General features: G+C 65.9%; 19 protein-coding genes. 5 read left to right on the top strand and 14 right to left on the bottom strand.

The features are described 5' to 3' along the window. Nucleotides 1-119: 119 nt before the first annotated feature. Genes QCE73_RS01075 through QCE73_RS01045 form a run of 7 tightly spaced genes read right to left on the bottom strand, consistent with a single transcriptional unit; the run spans nucleotide 120 to nucleotide 6,033 of the window. On the bottom strand, nucleotides 120-755 hold the full coding sequence (locus QCE73_RS01075; RefSeq protein WP_309879453.1) for a serine aminopeptidase domain-containing protein: 636 nt from the start codon (nucleotides 753-755) through the stop codon (nucleotides 120-122). A gap of 8 nt (nucleotides 756-763) precedes the next feature. Next, a complete protein-coding gene (locus QCE73_RS01070; RefSeq protein ID WP_035497506.1) occupies nucleotides 764-1,093 on the bottom strand; it encodes a ferredoxin in 330 nt (109 codons plus the stop codon). A gap of 58 nt (nucleotides 1,094-1,151) precedes the next feature. Next, nucleotides 1,152-2,324 carry a VanZ family protein gene (locus QCE73_RS01065; RefSeq protein WP_309879452.1) on the bottom strand — a complete coding sequence of 391 codons (1,173 nt, stop codon included), beginning with the start codon at nucleotides 2,322-2,324 and terminating at the stop codon, nucleotides 1,152-1,154. Nucleotides 2,325-2,373: 49 nt separating this feature from the next. Continuing rightward, nucleotides 2,374-3,000, bottom strand: coding sequence for an ABC-type transport auxiliary lipoprotein family protein (locus tag QCE73_RS01060; protein WP_309879451.1), 627 nt, complete (start codon nucleotides 2,998-3,000; stop codon nucleotides 2,374-2,376). A gap of 13 nt (nucleotides 3,001-3,013) precedes the next feature. Then, a complete protein-coding gene (locus QCE73_RS01055; RefSeq protein ID WP_309879450.1) occupies nucleotides 3,014-3,973 on the bottom strand; it encodes an MlaD family protein in 960 nt (319 codons plus the stop codon). Between the two features lie 48 nt (nucleotides 3,974-4,021). Next, nucleotides 4,022-4,900, bottom strand: coding sequence for an ABC transporter ATP-binding protein (locus QCE73_RS01050; RefSeq protein WP_035497499.1), 879 nt, complete (start codon nucleotides 4,898-4,900; stop codon nucleotides 4,022-4,024). Between the two features lie 5 nt (nucleotides 4,901-4,905). After that, nucleotides 4,906-6,033: an ABC transporter permease gene (locus QCE73_RS01045; RefSeq protein ID WP_035497497.1), complete on the bottom strand. Its 1,128-nt coding sequence runs from the start codon at nucleotides 6,031-6,033 to the stop codon at nucleotides 4,906-4,908. Between the two features lie 171 nt (nucleotides 6,034-6,204). Between QCE73_RS01045 and QCE73_RS01040 the strand changes: the two genes are divergently transcribed. The 3 genes from QCE73_RS01040 to QCE73_RS01030 are packed head-to-tail and all read left to right on the top strand — an operon-like array spanning nucleotide 6,205 to nucleotide 8,170. Next, a complete protein-coding gene (locus tag QCE73_RS01040) occupies nucleotides 6,205-7,092 on the top strand; it encodes a biotin--[acetyl-CoA-carboxylase] ligase (RefSeq protein ID WP_309879449.1) in 888 nt (295 codons plus the stop codon). Then, complete coding sequence (locus QCE73_RS01035) at nucleotides 7,089-7,901, top strand: type III pantothenate kinase (RefSeq protein ID WP_309879448.1); 813 nt, start codon at nucleotides 7,089-7,091, stop codon at nucleotides 7,899-7,901. The genes QCE73_RS01040 and QCE73_RS01035 overlap by 4 nt, the downstream gene beginning before the upstream one ends. Before the next feature lie 29 nt (nucleotides 7,902-7,930). Then, nucleotides 7,931-8,170 (top strand): hypothetical protein, encoded by a 240-nt coding sequence (locus QCE73_RS01030; RefSeq protein WP_035497494.1) that lies wholly within the window; start codon nucleotides 7,931-7,933, stop codon nucleotides 8,168-8,170. Nucleotides 8,171-8,185: 15 nt separating this feature from the next. On the opposite strand, the gene rfaE2 is transcribed toward QCE73_RS01030, so the two are convergent. The 7 genes from rfaE2 to QCE73_RS00995 all read right to left on the bottom strand — a co-directional run bounded on the left by rfaE2 (nucleotide 8,186) and on the right by QCE73_RS00995 (nucleotide 15,228). Further along, a complete protein-coding gene (gene rfaE2, locus QCE73_RS01025; protein WP_309879447.1) occupies nucleotides 8,186-8,668 on the bottom strand; it encodes a D-glycero-beta-D-manno-heptose 1-phosphate adenylyltransferase in 483 nt (160 codons plus the stop codon). A 149-nt stretch (nucleotides 8,669-8,817) separates the two neighbouring features. Further along, nucleotides 8,818-9,693, bottom strand: a complete 876-nt coding sequence (locus QCE73_RS01020; RefSeq protein ID WP_035497492.1) for an acyl-ACP desaturase — start codon at nucleotides 9,691-9,693, stop codon at nucleotides 8,818-8,820. Between the two features lie 385 nt (nucleotides 9,694-10,078). Continuing rightward, on the bottom strand, nucleotides 10,079-11,080 hold the full coding sequence (locus QCE73_RS01015) for a MerR family transcriptional regulator (RefSeq protein ID WP_051626582.1): 1,002 nt from the start codon (nucleotides 11,078-11,080) through the stop codon (nucleotides 10,079-10,081). A 245-nt stretch (nucleotides 11,081-11,325) separates the two neighbouring features. Beyond that, nucleotides 11,326-12,087: a PhaM family polyhydroxyalkanoate granule multifunctional regulatory protein gene (locus QCE73_RS01010; RefSeq protein WP_309879446.1), complete on the bottom strand. Its 762-nt coding sequence runs from the start codon at nucleotides 12,085-12,087 to the stop codon at nucleotides 11,326-11,328. 40 nt (nucleotides 12,088-12,127) lie between these two features. Then, nucleotides 12,128-12,955 carry an enoyl-CoA hydratase/isomerase family protein gene (locus QCE73_RS01005; RefSeq protein ID WP_035497923.1) on the bottom strand — a complete coding sequence of 276 codons (828 nt, stop codon included), beginning with the start codon at nucleotides 12,953-12,955 and terminating at the stop codon, nucleotides 12,128-12,130. Between the two features lie 19 nt (nucleotides 12,956-12,974). After that, nucleotides 12,975-14,144, bottom strand: a complete 1,170-nt coding sequence (locus tag QCE73_RS01000) for an ABC transporter substrate-binding protein (protein ID WP_035497488.1) — start codon at nucleotides 14,142-14,144, stop codon at nucleotides 12,975-12,977. A gap of 97 nt (nucleotides 14,145-14,241) precedes the next feature. Then, nucleotides 14,242-15,228, bottom strand: a complete 987-nt coding sequence (locus QCE73_RS00995; RefSeq protein WP_309879444.1) for a fumarylacetoacetate hydrolase family protein — start codon at nucleotides 15,226-15,228, stop codon at nucleotides 14,242-14,244. Between the two features lie 83 nt (nucleotides 15,229-15,311). Here QCE73_RS00995 and QCE73_RS00990 point away from each other — a divergent pair, with 83 nt between their 5' ends. Together QCE73_RS00990 and QCE73_RS00985 are read left to right on the top strand one after the other, a co-directional pair. Next, nucleotides 15,312-16,139: an IclR family transcriptional regulator gene (locus QCE73_RS00990; protein WP_404989724.1), complete on the top strand. Its 828-nt coding sequence runs from the start codon at nucleotides 15,312-15,314 to the stop codon at nucleotides 16,137-16,139. Between the two features lie 96 nt (nucleotides 16,140-16,235). Then, nucleotides 16,236-17,447 carry a DUF3108 domain-containing protein gene (locus tag QCE73_RS00985; RefSeq protein ID WP_309879442.1) on the top strand — a complete coding sequence of 404 codons (1,212 nt, stop codon included), beginning with the start codon at nucleotides 16,236-16,238 and terminating at the stop codon, nucleotides 17,445-17,447. The last annotated feature ends 6 nt before the right edge of the window (nucleotides 17,448-17,453 follow it).

Genomic DNA, 17,453 nt, shown 5'->3' with positions numbered 1-17,453 from the left:
GCTGTTGCCGTGGGTTTTAACGTTTTTCAGGCTGCGCTTAGCCGCTTTTACCGGTCACGAAACGATGAGCGAACAAAGCCCTTCAGGCACCTTGCGACGCTCGTTCGAGGATGAAATGCTCAGCGCCACGCGTCGACGATCACGCGCTTGAGAATATGCAGCTTGCGGTGAAAGAAGTGCTCGCCGCCCGGAATCACGACGACGGGCAATTCCTGCGGCCGCGCCCAGTCGTAGACGGATTGAATCGGCACGGTGTCGTCGACTTCGCCGTGAATCACGAGCGTGGTGTCGGGCACGGGCGCGACTTCCCAGCGGCTCGCCGCCGTGCCGACGAACACCATGCGCTCGATGTCCTTCCCCGCTTCGAGCATGCGCCTCGCGACATGCGACAGCACGAACGTGCCGAATGAAAAGCCCGCGAGCACGATCGGCACGTCGGCCTGACCGGGTTGCGCGCGCATGTGGTCGATCAGCGCGAGCAGATCGTCCTGCTCGCCGATGCCGTTGTCATGCTCGCCGGCCGTCGCGCCGACGCCGCGAAAATTCGAGCGATACGTCACGTAACCGAGCTGGACCATGGTGCGCGCGAGTGTCTGCGCGACCTTGTTGTCCATCGTGCCGCCGAAGAGCGGATGCGGATGCGCGACGAGCGCGATGCCGCGTGCGGGCTGGCTGTTGGCATCGGTGCGATCGAGCGCACACTCGATCTTGCCGACCGGCCCGTCGATCAGGAATTTTTCGGTTTGCGCGTTCATGGCTGCCGTTATGCGGGTTGATCGATGAGAAGACGTTCGACGATCTTGCCGTTGGCCAGATGCGACTCCACGATTTCGTCGATGTCGGTTTCATCGACATACGTGTACCACGTGCCTTCCGGATACACGACCACGACCGGCCCGAGTTCGCAGCGGTCCAGACACCCGGCCTTGTTGATGCGCACCTTGCCTTCGCCCGCGAGGCCGAGTTGCTTCACGCGTTTCTTCGCGTGCTCCTGCATGGCCTGCGCGTTGCAGTTCGCGCAGCTCGGGCGCGGCGCGTCGGCATCGCGCTGGTTCAGGCAAAAGAACACGTGGTACTTGTAGAAGGAATCCATGAGCGTGGGCGATGAGAGTGTCGGTCGATTATAGCGAGCGATGTTCGTGCCCGCCGCGTCACACCGGCCGGTTCGCCTTGCGCGCGCGACGCCGCGCGAGCCACGCGCGCTCCGCCGCGGACGCGAGCCAGCCGAGCGCCGCATACGGCCATACCCACGCGAGCCAGTGCGCGAGCCCGTTGAAATGCAGATAGCGGCCCTGCCGCCAGTCGGCGAGCACGATATCGAAATACGGATTCACCGGCAGCAGATTGACGATTGCGAGCGAAACGACGAGCGCCGCGCCCGCGAGCGCCGCCCGCAGTCCGCGCGGCAGCGATACCGACAGCACGCCCGCCGTGATCGCGATGCCGATGCCTTCGAGCGCGCCGTCCGTCGCCCAGTCGAAAGTCAGGCCCGCGCGCGATTGCAGGAACGTCGCGCCCGCCTTCGCGAAAAGCGTGATCGCGACGAGGCCGAGCATCAGCCGGATACGCGGCGCGCGATGGCGCGTGAGGAGCGTCAGGAGCACGAGCGCCGCGAACAGGCTCGTCGATGTGATCAGCGCTTCCCACGCGTCGTCGGGCAGCAGCGCGCCGATCCGGTCCGGCCAGCTTTCGACGTCCCATGCGGCGGGCGTCCACGCGAGGATCGCGTCCTGCATCGCCGGGTCGAGCTCGTCCCATAGCACGCGCGGCAGATCGCCGCCGCCGAAGAGATACGGCGCGGGGAACATCGCCGCGAACGGCCACAGCGCCGACAAGCCGATGACATACGCCGCGTCGCGCTCGAACCACGTGAAGCGGATGCGTCGCAGGAGGCCCCGGTCGAGCAGCGCGCTCGTCGCGGGCGCGATCAGCACGCCGCCGACAAGCGCGCCGAACGCATTGGCGGCGAGATCGAGATTCGAGGCGACGCGCGTCGGCAGATACGTCTGGATGGCTTCCATCGTGCCGGACAGCAACGCGCCGCCGACGAGCGCCGCGCCCACCGCAAGCGTGCCGCGCACACGCGGATACAGCGCGAGCACGATCAGCGAACCGAGCGGCATGTAGCCGAGCACGTTCGTGACGACATCGAAGACGGTCAGATACCGCGGCAGCGGATCGGCGAGATACGCGAGCGGGCTCAGGCCCAGCGAGCGCCAGCCGGAAAAAGGATAGAGCGAACCGTAGACCACGAGCACCGCGTATGCGGCGAGCGCCTGCCGGGAAAACGCCGACGGGCGGCGCTGCCATTGCTTGATCGTCATGAGCCGCCCGGACGCCTCCGTGCTGGGCGGATGGTGAAACTACCGAAGGTCATCGCGAAGCGGAAAGGGGTTGCGCGGCAAGCCACGTGGAAAGTTGCGCGATCACGTCGTCCGATGCGGCCGCGAGCGCCCGCGCGCCGCCGGATGCGTCGGCGCTCGGCGCAGGCGCACTCGCGGCGAAACTGCGCTGGCCGATCACGCGGCCTTGCTGCGTGAGCGTCGCGCGCACGGACACGAGGCCGTGGCTTTGCTCGGGCGCGTCGAAGACCTGCTCGAAGCTCGTCAGCTCGACTTCGAGCAGCGGCACGGCGCGCACCGGATCGGCACCCGACAGGATCGGGCCGCGCGCCGCGAGCGCCTCGCGCAACCGCTGCGTGAGCAGTTGCGCGGGCGGCATCGTCCAGTGGCTGTCCGAGTAGTTGCCGGTGCGTTGTGCGTCGACGTAGCTCAGCCGATACGCGAACGAGTCGGTTTCCAGACTGCGCGGCGCGCCCACCGCGAGCACCTTCACCGGCGGCATCGGCAGGCTGTTGGCCGTCGCGTCGAGGGCGGGCGGCGCGCCGAGATCGTAATGCGCGTTGGGCATCGCGGTCGGCGTCGATCCGCAAGCCGCGAGCAGCGTGACGCAAGCGAGCGCGAACGCCGCGACTGCTCCTTTCATGTCGATGTCTGCCATGTCGTTTTCTCGATCAATGCGCTGCTTTCGCGGGCCACGTGAAGCCCGGCTCGCCCGGTCCCGGCTCCTTTTGCGGCGCGCCGAAGAGCACGCTGCGCGGATTGGTGCTGAACGCGTCGGCGGCGCGATCGACCGAACGCGCCGCCGCGCTCACGTCGTCGCCGAACGAATAGAAGCGCGGCAACGCCTCGAAGCCGACGCGCGCCGTCACGAAGCGCAGCGACTCGTTCATGTCCGCGAGCGCCGCGCCGGCTTCCTCGGCGGCCTTGCCCGCCTTGTTCAGATTGGCGACGAACGGGCCATCCGGACGATTCAGGTTCTGCACGAACTGGTTGGTCGAGGCGAGCGTGGTGTTGAGTTGCTTCAGCGTCTGCGGCAACTGGGCCACCGCAGGCTGGACCTGACCCGCGAGCGCGGTGATGCTGTCCGCCGCGCCCTGCAGGCTTTTCGTCGTGGCCATGAGCTGATCGCGCACGTCGTCGGAAAGGAATTTGTCGGCGTCCTCGGACAGGCGCTCGAACTTCTTCAGGATCACGTCTCCGCGCTGCTGCAACTGTTCGAAGAGGCCCGCGCGCATCGGCACTTCGGCAACATTTTGCGGCGACGAATCGAGCGGCGAGGTGTCCTTGCCGGTGTCGTCGAGTTGCACGAACGCGATGCCCGTCACGCCCTGAAAGCCGAGCGTCGCGAAGGTCGAGTGCGTCATCGGTGCGTTCTTGTCGACGAGAATGCGGATACGGATCTGGCCCGGATGCTCCTTGTCGAAGCGGATCGATTGCACCTTGCCGACGCCCAGACCGCGATAACGCACGGCCGCATCCGTGAAGAGGCCGGTCACGTTGGTGCGCGCGATCAGGTCGTAAGGCACGCGCACGGTGCGGTCCACGTTGAAGAAGAACACGGCGAACGCGATGGCCAGCACGAGGACGATCGTGAAGAGACCGGTCCAGAACGCGTGTGATTTGTTTTCCATCGGCAGGTTCCTTTGACTTCGCGGCGGCGTCGGTGAGGCGTCGTTCGGCTATTTGTTGACGGCGATCGGCGCGTCCTCGAGCGCGGCCGGCGGCAGTTTCGCGCGGCGCTCGGGCGGCAGCGCCTGCAACGCGCGACGCCCGCGCCGCCCGAGAAAATACTCGCGGATGAACGGATGATCCACCGCGCACGCCTCCTCCACCGGCGCCGCGACGAGCACGCGCCGTTCCGCGAGCACGGCGACACGCGTCGAGAGCGCGACCATCGTATCGAGATCGTGCGTGACGAGAACGACGGTCAGCCCGAGCGCGCGATGCAGCGTCGCGATCAGATCGACGAACTCGTCCGATGCCTTCGGATCGAGGCCGGCGGTCGGTTCGTCGAGAAAGAGCAGTTCCGGCTCCAGCGCGATCGCCCGCGCGATGCCCACGCGCTTCACCATCCCGCCCGACAGCGCCGACGGCATCTTGCTCGCGTGCTTGCACGACAGCCCGACCATCTCGAGCTTCAACATCACGAATTCGCGGATCAGGTCCTCGGGAATCTTGCCGAGTTCGCGAAACGGCTGCGCGATGTTGTCGTACACGGTCAGCGACGAGAACAGCGCGCCTTGCTGGAACATCATGCCCGAGCGCGTGCGCAGCATTTTCGCCGTTTCCTCGTCCATCTGCGCCCATTCCTCGCCGAGCACGCGGATGGTGCCCGATGTCGGCGATTCCAGCCCGAGCATCTGCCGCACGAGCGTGGTCTTGCCCGAGCCCGATCCGCCGAGCAGCGCGACAATCTCGCCGCGCCGCACATCCAGATTCAGATGCTCGTGGATCACCGTGCGCCCGTAGCGCTTGGTGAGATCGCGCACCTCGATCACCGGTTCCGCGATGACGGGCGGCGGCTGATGGCGAACGGCTGTGGCGAGCGTGGTCGACATGGCGGTCAGAGTCCGACGTTCTGAAACAGGATCGCGAACACGGCGTCCGCGAGAATCACGATGGTGATCGATGTCACGACGGATGTCGTCGTGCCTTCGCCGAGACTCTGCGAATTCGCCTTGATGCGGAAACCGAAGTGACACGCGGCGAGCGCGATCAGCATGCCGAACACGACGCCCTTGCCGAGCCCGATCCACAGATTCGCGATCGGCACGACCGATGGCAGCGAGCGGATGAAGAAGTTCATGTCGATCGACAGCACGAGCTTCGCCGCGAGCGCGCCGCCCGTCAACGCGATGATATTGGTCCACATGACGAGCAGCGGCATCGCGATGCCGAGCGCGATCACGCGCGGCAGCACGAGCCGCAGTCCGTGGGGAATGCCCATGACCTGCATCGCGTCGAGCTCTTCGGTGACGCGCATCACGCCGATCTGCGCGGTGATCGCGGAACCCGAGCGCCCGGCGACGAGAATCGCGGAGAGCACCGGTCCGAGCTCGCGGATCACCGAAAGCCCGAGAATGTTGACGATGTACTGATTCGCGCCGAACGCCTGCAACTGTTGCGCGGACAGATAGCTCAGCACGATGCCGATCAGAAACGCGACGAGCGCGGTGATCGCGAGCGCCTGCGCGCCGGCGCTGTAGATGTTGGCGGAGATTTCCGTCCACGGAATGCGCTGCGGACGCCGCACGAGCCCGACGAGATCGAGCACGAAGGCGCCGAACATCGCGAGGCCGCCGTAGAGGTGATCGAAGAAATCGAAGATGAGCTGGCCGAGGCGCGTGACGGGATCGACGCGATCGACGGGCTCGGGTTCCTCGCGCTCGGCGTCGAGCAGCGCGACGCGCTCGAAGATTTCGCGCTGGGTATCGGACAGCGCGATGGTCGCGGGCATCTTGCGGCCCCACACGCGCCACAGCGCCTGACCGCCGACGTGATCGAGCCGCTCGATCGACAGCAGATCCCACTGGCCGATCGCCTCGCGCCCGATGGCGCGCAGCCGTCGCGTGACGCCGCTCTTCGCGCGGTCGCGGGCGAGCGCGAGCGCGGTCCACTGGCCCGAGAGCCGGACCACCTTGCCCTGCTGACCGGCTTCCACTCTTAGGCGCGGCGGCGTGTCGAAGTCCAAGGATCGATGGCGCGGTGAGACGCGGTTGAACGGGAGAGGACATTGTAGCGAAGTGTGTCGCGGGGGCGAGGGGATGATCTCGCGCCGCGAAAGCCCGGAATCGGCGTCACAGCTTACAAGGCGAGGTTTCAGCAAGCGAAAAACCCGCATAGCGCCGCTACAATATCCGCCATGAACTCAACTCCCTTCGCCCCCGATGCGCCCTGGCGCATCGACCGCACCCGGCTCGCGACGCTCGCCGAACGGCCCGCCCGCGACTGGACCATCGATATCGTCGACGAAACGGGCTCGACGAACGCCGACGTGATGGAGCAGTTGCGCGCCTCGCGTCGCGGCAGCACGCCCGCGCCGCTCGCCCGCGTCGCGTATTCGCAGACCGCCGGGCGCGGACGGCGCGGCCGCGCATGGCTTGCCGAGCCGGGCAATGCGCTGCTGATGTCGGTCGGCTGCGTGCTGAAGCGGCCGATCGAAGGGCTGTCGGGTCTGAGTCTCGCCATCGGCACCGCCGTGCTCGATGCGCTCGCGCATCTGCCGCTCTCGCCATCCGCGCGACCCGCGCTGAAATGGCCGAACGACGTCCTGCTCGACGACGGCAAGCTCGCCGGCATCCTGATCGAAACCGCGTGGAATACGCCGAACGCGACGGCGGTCGTGATCGGCATCGGCGTGAATTTGCATGGCGCGGAGCAACTGGCCGCTCAGGTCGACGATGCCAACCGCCAGGCCACGTCTTCCGCGCCCGGCACCACGCCCGCGGCGCTCGCGCGCGCATGGCCCGACGCCAATCTCACCGACACCCTCGCCGCGCTCCTCAACGCGCTCGACGCCGCGCTGCCGCGTTTCGAAACTGAAGGCTTCCGGCCGTTCCGCCAGCGCTGGCTCGACGCGCACGCCTGGGCCGGACGCGAAGTCGTGCTGATGGATCAGGGCATGGAAGTGACGCGCGGGATTGCATCGGGTGTCGATGAGAGCGGCCAGTTGCTGATCGACGCGCCCGAGGGCCCGCGCACCGTCACGACCGGCGAACTCACGCTGCGCCTCGCGCGGGAGCGTCCGTGAGCGAAGCGCCGTACCTGCTCATTGATGCGGGCAACAGCCGTATCAAGTGGTCGCTCGTCGATGAAACCGGCGCGTCGCTGTCGAACGGCGCGTTCGAACACGCGCATCATTCGACCGCCGCCGATGACGCCGCGCTCGACGCCTGGTCCGGGTTGCCCACGCCTTCGAGCGCATGGATTTCGAACGTCGCGGGCATGCCGGTGCAGAACCGCATCCAGCGTCTGATCGACGCGCGCTGGCCGACGCTCCCGCGCACCGTCGTACGCGCGCGCGCCGAGCAGTGCGGCGTGATCAACACTTACGCGGATCCGACGCGCCTCGGCAGCGATCGCTGGGCCGGCATGATTGCCGCGCGGGCGGCCTATCCGGGCGAGCATCTGCTGGTCGCGACGTTCGGCACCGCGACGACGCTCGAAGCATTGCGCGCCGACGGCGTCTTCACGGGCGGCCTGATCGCGCCCGGCTGGTCGCTGATGATGGAATCGCTCGGCAGCCACACCGCGCAGTTGCCGACGCTCGACGCGGCATCGGCGCGTGAGGCCCTGAATCAGACACGCAGTCTCTTCGCCACCGACACCGCCGCCGCGCTCTCCGCCGGATGCCTGCTCGCGCAGGCGGCGCTGATCGAACGCGCGTGGCGCGACCTGAAAGCAGACTGGCACGCCGACGTCCGGCTCGTGCTCGGCGGCGGCGCGGCAAATGAAATCGCGGGGGCACTCGACGTGCCGTACACGCGACACGATTCCCTCGTGCTGTCCGGCCTCGCGCTCATCGCGCGCGACGCGACGGCGCGCCAGTCGTCTGACTGACCGATTTGTTTGATGGACGGAGCAAAAGAATGCTGCGCTGGCTGATCGCCCTTCTGATTCTCGGCAACCTGCTGATGTTCGCGGTCATGCGCGGCATGTTCGGCCCGCTTCCCGCCGCGGGCGCGCGCGAGCCGCATCATCTGTTGCAGCAGGTTCATCCCGAAGCGCTCGCTACGCGACCGCTGAGCCCCGAAGAAGCGTTCGATCAGCCGCGCGTCGGCGGACCGGCGCCTGCCGCCAACGTGCAGTCCGCGCCGCTCGGGCAGTGATTCCGCGAGCGCGAATCAGGACTGCGCGCGGACCTTTTTGAGCAGCGCGGTCGTCGATCGATCGTGCTCGAACGCGATGGCGAGCGCCTTGCCGCCCCAGCCGCGCACCAGCGCCGATTCGGCCAGCTTGTCCATGTCGTAGTCGCCGCCCTTCACGAGCACGTCGGGGCGCAGAGCATCGATCAGTTCCAGCGGCGTCGGTTCCTCGAACTTCACGACCCAGTCGACGCTTTCCAGCGCCGCGAGCAACGCCATGCGATCGTCTTCGCGATTGATCGGGCGATCGTCGCCCTTGCCGAGCGTGCGCACGGACGCATCGCTGTTCACGCCGACGATGAGCGTCGCGCCGAGCGCTTTCGCATCGGCGAGATAGCTCACGTGACCGCGATGAAGAATATCGAAGACGCCGTTGGTAAAGACGACGGGACCGGCAAGAGCCGGACGGCGCGCGGCGAGCGCTTCGCGCGTGATGATCTTGCGTTCGAAAATGGCGGACATGTCGGCGCTCGTTGCGATGTGCTGAAAGCGCGCATTGTGCCACGGCGCTTTCGACGCGAATCGAATCTAATCGATGCGGGCAGAAATGCAAACGGCCCGCCGGTTCTACCAGGCGGGCCGTTTCGTCGAAGGCGTGAAGGACTGAACGCTCAGGCCGGTTGCTCGGCCGCGCCGCCCGGCGCCGCTTGCAGACGCAGCGTCACTTCCTTGCGATAGCGATTCAATTCCTGCGCGGTCACGAACGAACGCTCGAACAGAATGGACAGGTTGTGCAGGATGCGCTCGACGACCTTCTTTTCCCAGCTATCGTCGAAGCGGATCTGGTCGTCCAGCCAGCGTTCGAGCCATTCCGGATCAGGCAGGCGCGACTGCACGGTGTCGCGCGGGAAGAGCGCCTGATTCACATGCAGGTTGGTCGGATGCAGCGGCTTTTCCGTGCGGCGCGCCGACGCCATCAGCACGCCGATCTTCGCGAACGCCGCGCGCGCGGTGTCGCCCGCATTCGCGAGCGCCTTCTTCATGTAGCGCAGATAAGCGCCGCCGTGGCGTGCTTCGTCGCGCGAGATGGTTTCGTAGATGTGCTTGATGACCGGTTCCGTGTGCCACTCGGCTGCGCGTCGGTACCAGTGATTCAGACGGATTTCGCCGCAGAAATGCAGCATCAGCGTTTCGAGCGGCGGCGCCGGATCGAATTCGAAGCGCACCGCGTGCAGCTCCTCTTCGCTCGGGACCATGTCCGGCTTGAAGCGCCGCAGGTATTCCATCAGCACCAACGAATGCTTCTGTTCCTCGAAGAACCACACGCTCATGAAAGCGGAGAAGTCGCTGTCATGGTGGTTGTCACGCAGGAACATTTCGGTTGCGGGAAGAGCGGACCATTCGGTGATCGCGTTCATCTTGATCGTCCTGGCCTGCTCGTCGGTGAGCAGGGACGCATCGAATTTGTCCCAGGGAATGTCTTTCTCCATATCCCAGCGGACGGATTCCAGCGATTTATATAGTTCCGGATAAAGCATGGTGTTCATTGTCCACCCCTGATGCCACGTATGCGACGTTATATCTAATGACTTCGGCCGGGACGCGCGTGAAAACCTGCGCGCAAGCAGCCAAGCTTTCAATTTTACGCGGGATTCGGTCGGCCTAAGACCAAAAGCGACAACGAGCGCTGAAATTCGGCGCTGCGGCGACGCGTCGCGCCGCGAAAACACTGCACTTCCTTGTGCAAATGTTGCTGTTGTGCGTCTTGTTCTACCGTGGGTGAGGAGCGAAACCTGTGCCTGAGGTATGGTCGAGTGGCGCCGAACCTGCTGCCGGCACTGCGCCGGCCGTGCAATATGACGTTCTCACATGACAGCGATGCGCATGCCACGCGAATTCCGCGCCAATGCTCGCCGCAGCGAGCGTTTTTCATCATAGCATGGCCGATTGGCGCCAATCCGCGACGGTTTCATCGATCGGGGTCAACCCCGTGACGTAGTGCACGCCGTCGTTGAACTTGCGGCGCAGCGCGGGACTGCTGCCGCCGACCCAGATGCGCACGTGCGGGGGCAGCAGGTTGCGCAGATCGGTCAGGCCGTTCGCGATGGACTGCGCCGGCAGCACCGCCGTGAACGACAGCGCGACGATATCGACCTTGTGCGCCGCCACGGCATCGACGATATCGTGCAGCGGCGTTTGCAGCCCGAGCTGGACGCAATCGCAATCGGAGAGCGTGAACATCGCCTCGGCCATCAGGATGCCGAGGCCGTGGCCTTCGCCCGAGAGCGTCGTGAGCAGCACGCGCGGACGGCCGCCGCGCCCACGAACGGCGTCGGAGAGCGGGCGCATCAGCGTGCGCATCGCGGACTGGATCGCTTCGCTGAACAAATGTTCGTGATAGACCTGCAACGTGCCCGCCGCCCACGCATTGCCGACCCGCGCCGACAGCGGCGCCGCCACGTCCAGCACGAAGCGCTCGAGCCCGTCGCGCGTCGCGCGCTTCAATAGTCCGAAGCGGAATTCATCGTAGGCGCTTGCGCGCAACAACGAGATCAGATGATCGAGTTCCGCGTCCGGCGCGTCCTGACCGACGCCCGAACTCTCGGCCAGTTGCTGTAACAGTTCGATCGATTGTCCAAGCACCTTACTCGGCCGGTGGCCCGCGTCGAGCAGGCGCTTCACGAGCCGCAGCTTCGTGACCTGGTCCTGTGGGTAGAGCCGCTCGCCGCCGGGCGAACGCATCGGCTGGGGAAAGCCGTATCGACGCTCCCAGACACGCAATGTGTCCTTCGTCAGACCAATCTCCTGAGCGATCGCGCCAATGCCGATTCCGGTTGTGCCTGACGGCGCAGCGCGCGGCGGGACGGGTTCCGGCAGTTCGGCGCCATCGGAAGCCGGGTCAGAGTCGAAGTCCTGTTCTGATGTGTTTGTCATAGACAGATCGATTTAAAGACACGCGCTTCACTCGATGCAGGTTACGTGCCCGACCCCGCATGGTGGACAAATTTATACGCCGTCGATGTTTCATCATAGACAAAATCGAAACGTGCGTCGGTGCTGAGACACATTTCCGCACTACTTTGGATCAGATGACGCGAGACGCGGTCCGATGCAGTCTTGCATCGAAGGAAAACGAATGGTGTGCCCGGCGACGCGTTGCACGCCGCCGGGCATAAAAATCAGACGGGCTTCTTGCGCGGCGCGGCCTTGCGCGCGGGCGTTTTCTTCGCGGCGGACTCAGATTTGTCCGCGGCGTCGTTCGCCGCCTGCCCGGCGTCGGTTTCGCCAGCGGCGAGCTGCTCGCCTTCCCCGCCCGTCGCGTTGAACGGGCCGGTCATGCCCGGCTGGAGCATGGCGAGATGCGCGAGCTGATTGAACTGCGATTGCAGCACGTTCCACCAGCCGGTCGGATCGAAGCCGGGCGGCGTTGCGGCGTCGCCTGCCACGTCCTCGCCTTCAGCCGCTGTCGCGCTCGCCGGCGCTTCACGTGCCGGCTCCTGCTTCGGCGCGTCCGCTTTGGCCGTGCCGCCCATCGGCCAGCCGGCGGCAACGGTCTTCTTGTTTTCCGCCGCCGCGCCTTGCGCGCTCTCGACCGACGACTGCGCATACGCGCCGAACGCCCGCAGCGTCGCGAGCGTCGCGCGCTGCACTTCCAGCGCCTGAATCGCCGATTGCAGCATGTTGAGATTGAGCTTCAGCCAGTGCTCGACGGCGCGCATATCCGTCACACGCTTGTCGAGTTCTTCGATGTTGGTGAGCGGAGCGAGCATGTCGGACATCATCGAGAGAGAGGGACCCATGCCCTGCCCGCCGCCCGGCATCGCGGCGGCGAACGGATTCAGGCGCATCAGCTCCCACATCTTGCCCATCATGTCGGCCTGGCCGAATCCGGGAAAACCGGGAATCGTGTAGGGCGGCGTGCCGCCGGCGTTATCGGTCATTCGACTCTCCTTGTTTTCTTGCGTGTGAGATTCGCGTGGCTCAGAACGGCGCGCCGCCCGGAAAGTCCGGCGCGCGCCGCTCGCGCAGCGAACGCATGCCTTCGTGGACGTCCGGCCCCGCGAAACCCATGAATTCGAGCGCGAGCGAGGTATCGAATGTCGGCCCCGCCGAGCGCAGCCAGTTGTTCAGCGCGTACTTGGTCCAGCGGATCGCGGTTTGCGAGCCTTGCGCGAGACGATTCGCCACTTCGATCGCCTTCGGCATGAGTTCGTTCTCGTCGACGGCGAGCGACACGAGGCCGATGCGCTCGGCCTCCTCGCCGCTCACCGGCTCGCACAGCAGCAGATAGTACTTGGCCTTCGCCATGCCGCACAGCAACGGCCACACGATCGCCGCGTGATCGCCCGCCGCGACGCCGAGCCGCGTGTGCCCGTCGATGATGCGCGCCGACTTCGTCGCGATCGAGATATCCGCGAGCAGACCCGCGACCAGTCCCGCGCCGACCGCGGGGCCGTGCATCGCGGAGACGATCGGCTTGCCGCAGTTGATCACGTTATAGACGAGATCGCGCGCCTCGCGCCATACGCGCGCGCGCACATCGAAGTCGTTCGCCATCTCCTCGACGAGCCCGAGATCGCCGCCCGCCGAAAAGCCCTTGCCTTCGCCGCGGATCAGCGCGACGCGCGTATCGGGATCGCGGTCGATGTCGCGCCAGATATCCGCGAGTTCGCGATGCATGTTGGCGTCGGCGGTGGAGAGGTTGCTCTTGTTCGCGCCCGCGCCGGGCATCACCACTTCGAGCACGCCGTGCGGATGGCGGCGCAACTCCAGCGACTTGTAGCTCGCGTAGAGGGAGAGATCGCTCATGATCCAGTTCAATCGAGAGTTAGCGCGGCTGATAGAGCCACTTGCCGTCGCGGATCTCGACCATCACGCGCGCGCGCTGGTCGAGGCCAATGTGATCGTTGGGCGTCATGTTGACCTGCCCGTTGGTGTCGGAGAAATTCTTCGTGCCTTCGAGCGCATCGCGCAGCGCGGCGCGAAATGCCGGCGTGCCGGGCGCGCCCGCCTTCATCGCGATCGGCACCGCGCGATTGAGCAGCATGCCCGCGTCCCACGCATACGAGCCGAATGCGGATACGGTGCCCGCGCCCTGCTTCGCTTCGTACAGTTTGATGTATTCGAGCGCGAGGCGCTTGGCCGGATGATCGTCGGGCAACTGCGCGGCGACGAGCACCGGGCTCGCTGGCAGGAACGTGCCGTTGCAGTCCGCGCCGCACACGCGCAGGAAGTCGCGGTTGCCCACGCCGTGGTTGTGATAGACCTTGCCCTTGTAGCCACGTTGCGCGAGCGTCTTCGGCGGCAACGCGGCGGGCGTGCCGGCCGCGCCGACGACCACCGCATCCGGCTTCGCCGCGAGAATCTTGAGGATCTGCCCGGTCACGCTCGGATCGGTGCGGTTGAAGCGTTCGTTCGCGACGACTTCGATCTTGTGCAGTTGCGCGAACTTCGCGACTTCGGCATAGAAGGTCTCGCCGAGCGCATCCGCCTGACCGATGTACGCGAGCGTCTTCACGCCGTGATTGCTCGCGTGCTCGGCGATCGCGGAGGCCATCATCGCGTCGGTTTGCGGTGTCTTGAAGACCCAGCGGCGCTTGTCGTCGACAGGTTCGATGATCTTCGACGACGACGCGAGCGAGATCATCGGCGTTTGCCCTTGCGCCACGACATCGATCATCGCGAGCGAGTTCGGCGTGATCGACGAGCCGATGATCGCATCGACCTGATCCTCGCTGATGAGCTTCTTCGTGGACTGAACGGCTTGCGTGGTGTCGGATGCATCGTCGAGCACGATGTAATCGACGGGCTTGCCGCCCATCTCCTTCGGCAGCAGCGCCACGGTGTCACGCGCGGGAATGCCGAGCGACGCGGCCGGTCCCGTGAGCGACAGCACGAGCCCGATCTTCACGTGCTGCGCCGTCTGCGCGAATGCCGCTGTCGTCGCGGCGAGCGTGAGCACCGCGCCCGCCAGAAATGTCCACTTGCCTGCCGCCATCGATGTCTCCTTTTCTTTTGATCGTTTTATCGCTGCGCGAAGCAGCCCGGCAAAGTGTAAGGCGAGCCTTGCGCATGCCGCATCGGGCGAAACCCGTTCAGTGCTCCGGCTGGACGACCGCCTGATCGATCGCGCCGAAGATCGATTTGCCCTCTTCGTCGAACATTTCGATCTTCACGCTATCGCCGAACTTCATGAACTCCGTCTGCGGCGCGCCGTGTTCGATGGTCTCCAGACAGCGCTTCTCGGCGATGCAGCAGTAGCCGCGCTTCGTGTCCTTGTTCGAGATCGTGCCCGAGCCGACGATAGAGCCCGCGCGCAGATTGCGCGTCTTCGCGGCGTGCGCGATCAGTTGCCCGAAGTGGAACACCATGTCCGTGCCGCAATCCGGCTGGCCGACCTTCTTGCCGTTCCAGTGCACGATCATCGGCCGATGCACGCGGCCTTCGCGCCACGCGTCGCCGAGTTCGTCGGGCGTGACGGCGACGGGCGAGAACGCGGTCGCGGGCTTGCTCTGGAAGAAGCCGAAGCCCTTCGCGAGTTCGGCGGGAATGAGATTGCGCAGCGACACGTCGTTCACGAGCATCAGCAAACGCACGCTGCGCAGCGCTTCGTCGGGCATCGCGGCCATGTGGACATCGGATGTGATGACGGCGACTTCCGCCTCGAAGTCGATGCCATACGATTCCGTCGCGCACACGATGTCGTCCGTCGGGCCGATGAAGTCGTCGCTGCCGCCCTGATACATGAGCGGATCGGTCCAGAATTCGGGCGGCATGTCCGCCTTGCGCGCCTTACGCACGAGTTCGACGTGATTCACATACGACGAGCCGTCCGCCCACTGGAACGCGCGCGGCAGCGGCGCCATGCAGGCCTTCGAATCGAACTGGAACGTGTTGCGCGCGCGGCCGAGGTTCAGCGCTTCGTAGACGTCCATGAGTTGCGGCGCGTAGAAGGTCCAGTCGTCGAGCGCGCGTTGCAGCGTCGATACGATTCCATCGGCGATGGCCGCCGTGCGCAGATCGCGTGAAACGACGATCAGTTGGCCGTCGCGCGTGCCGTCCTTCAGCGTGGCAAGTTTCATAGGGCGGTTGTGGGTGACTTGGGATGACGTTAAGGGAAATCTATTTTACGATGGTGAATCCCTCGGCTGTGCTTTCGCGCTTCATGCAATCGACCCAATCCGCCATTCCCGACGACGAAGACAACCTCGACGCCACCGACACCGCCGAGGAAAAAACACGCTCCGGCATTCAGTCGATCGAAGTCGGCTTCCGGCTGCTCGACGTGCTCACCAACGAGCCGCGCGCGATGATGCTGCGCGATCTTGCGCAGCGCGCCGGCATGAGCCCGGCGAAGGCGCATCGCTATCTCGTGAGTTTTTTGCGGCTCGGCGTCGCGTCGCAGGATCCGGTGTCGGGGCGCTACGAGCTCGGCGGATTCGCGTTGCAGATGGGGCTGGCGCGGCTCGCGCGCGTCGATGGCGTGAGGCTCGCGCGTATCGCGCTCGCCGAAATGCGCGACCGGCTCGATCAGACGGTCGGTATCGCCGTGTGGGGCAATCAGGGGCCGACCGTCGTGCACTGGATGGAATCGAGTCATCCGGCGAAGGCGTCGCTCAAGCTGGGCGACGTGATGCCGCTGCTCTCGTCCGCGACCGGGCTGCTCTTCGCCGCGTATCTGCCGCGCAGCAAGACGCAGGCGATGCTCGACCGCGAACTCGCCGCCATGAAGCGGACGATGGCCGATGTCGAGCCGCTGCTCGCCGAAGTGCGCGAGCATGGCGCGGCGCGCGTCGAAGGCATGCTGCTGCCGACGATCCACGCATTCTGCACGCCCGTTTTCGACTCGACGGGCGAACTGGCGCTGGGGCTCATCGCGCTCGGTCACGAAGGTACGTTCGATACGCGCTGGGACGGTGAAATCGATTCGGCTCTGCGCGAATGCGCGCGCGGGTTGTCGTATGAACTGGGGTACAAGGCCGGAGCGCGTTGACGGCGCTCGTCGACGCGGGCGAGGAACATCGCTTCCATCGCGCGTGTCTTATGCGTTTCGCCTGACCCGCAACTCACGTCTTTCACCCCCCGCACGATGCCACTGTTTCAGTTCCGCCGTCCTCGCCCCGCGTCGGGCGAGCCGCCCGATCCCGCTTCCGAATCCGCCACGCCGCGACGCTGGCCGCGCTGGGTGCTGGCCGTGCTGATCGTCGCGGGCCTGCACTGGAGCGCGATGCGGTGGATCGAACATAATCGGCAGCCGACGAACGCGCCGCCGGAGGCTCCGCCCGTGCAGGTGGAATTGCTGACGCCCAAGCCGATTGCGCCGCCCGCGCCGACGCCGCCCAAACCGGCCGCTCCCGTGCCGGCGCCGCCGAAGCCCGCCGCGCCCGCCCCCGCAACGAAAGCGACGCCCGCGCCCGCTCCGGTGTTGACCGCGGCGACGCCGCAGCCGGACGCGCCCGCCGCCGCGTCGGGCGTGGCGGAATCCGCGCCCGCGCAGGCGCAAACGCAAACGCCAGCGTCCGCGGCACAACCCGCAGCCGCGTCGGGCGACAAGTTCAGTGTTCCGCCCTCGGGCGAGTTACGTTACGACACGCTCGTAAATGGCGTGATGAATCAGACCGGCACGATCCACTGGATCAACGACAGCCAGCATTACGAAATGGTCGTTTCGATCCCGTTGCCCTTCGTCGGTCCGTATGTGTATTCGAGCAAGGGTCATATCGACGGCTTCGGCATAGCGCCCGAACAGTATTCCGAACAGCGCGGCCGCCGCGCCGCCGACATCGCCATCTTCAATCGCGAGACGAAGCAGATCGTCTACACGAAGACGCCGCAGAGTCAGCCGCTCACGGACGGCGCGCAGGACCGCTTCAGCGTCGTCATGCAACTGGCGAGTCTCGTGCGCGGCGCGCCGGACAAGTACAAGCCGGGCGTCACGCGGCAATTCAGCGTCGCGGACAACGACAGCAACGAAATCTGGCCGATCGAAACCGTCGGCGATGAAACCGTGCAGGCGCGCGGCGGCTTCACGACCGCGCGCCATTTCACGCGCCTGCCGCGCAAGGAAGGCGACCGCCGCAAGCTCGACATCTGGCTCGCGCCGTCGATCGGCTGGCTGCCCGTGCGGATTCTGCAAACCGAACCGAACGGCATGCAAATCGAACTGCTCTGGGCCGGCAAACTCACGCCGCCATCGCAGTCGACAGGACAAGCTGTCACGCCGGGCACGCAAGATGCGTCTGAGGAAACCGCGCCCGCTGCGCCCGAGTCGTCCGAAACGCCCGAGTCGGACAGACCGTAACGCGGC

The organism is Caballeronia sp. LZ029, assembly GCF_031451275.1.
Classification (GTDB): Bacteria; Pseudomonadota; Gammaproteobacteria; order Burkholderiales; family Burkholderiaceae; genus Caballeronia; species Caballeronia jiangsuensis.
The sequence above is the reverse complement of the archived record's forward strand: the minus strand, read 5'-3'. Positions and strand labels throughout refer to the sequence as shown.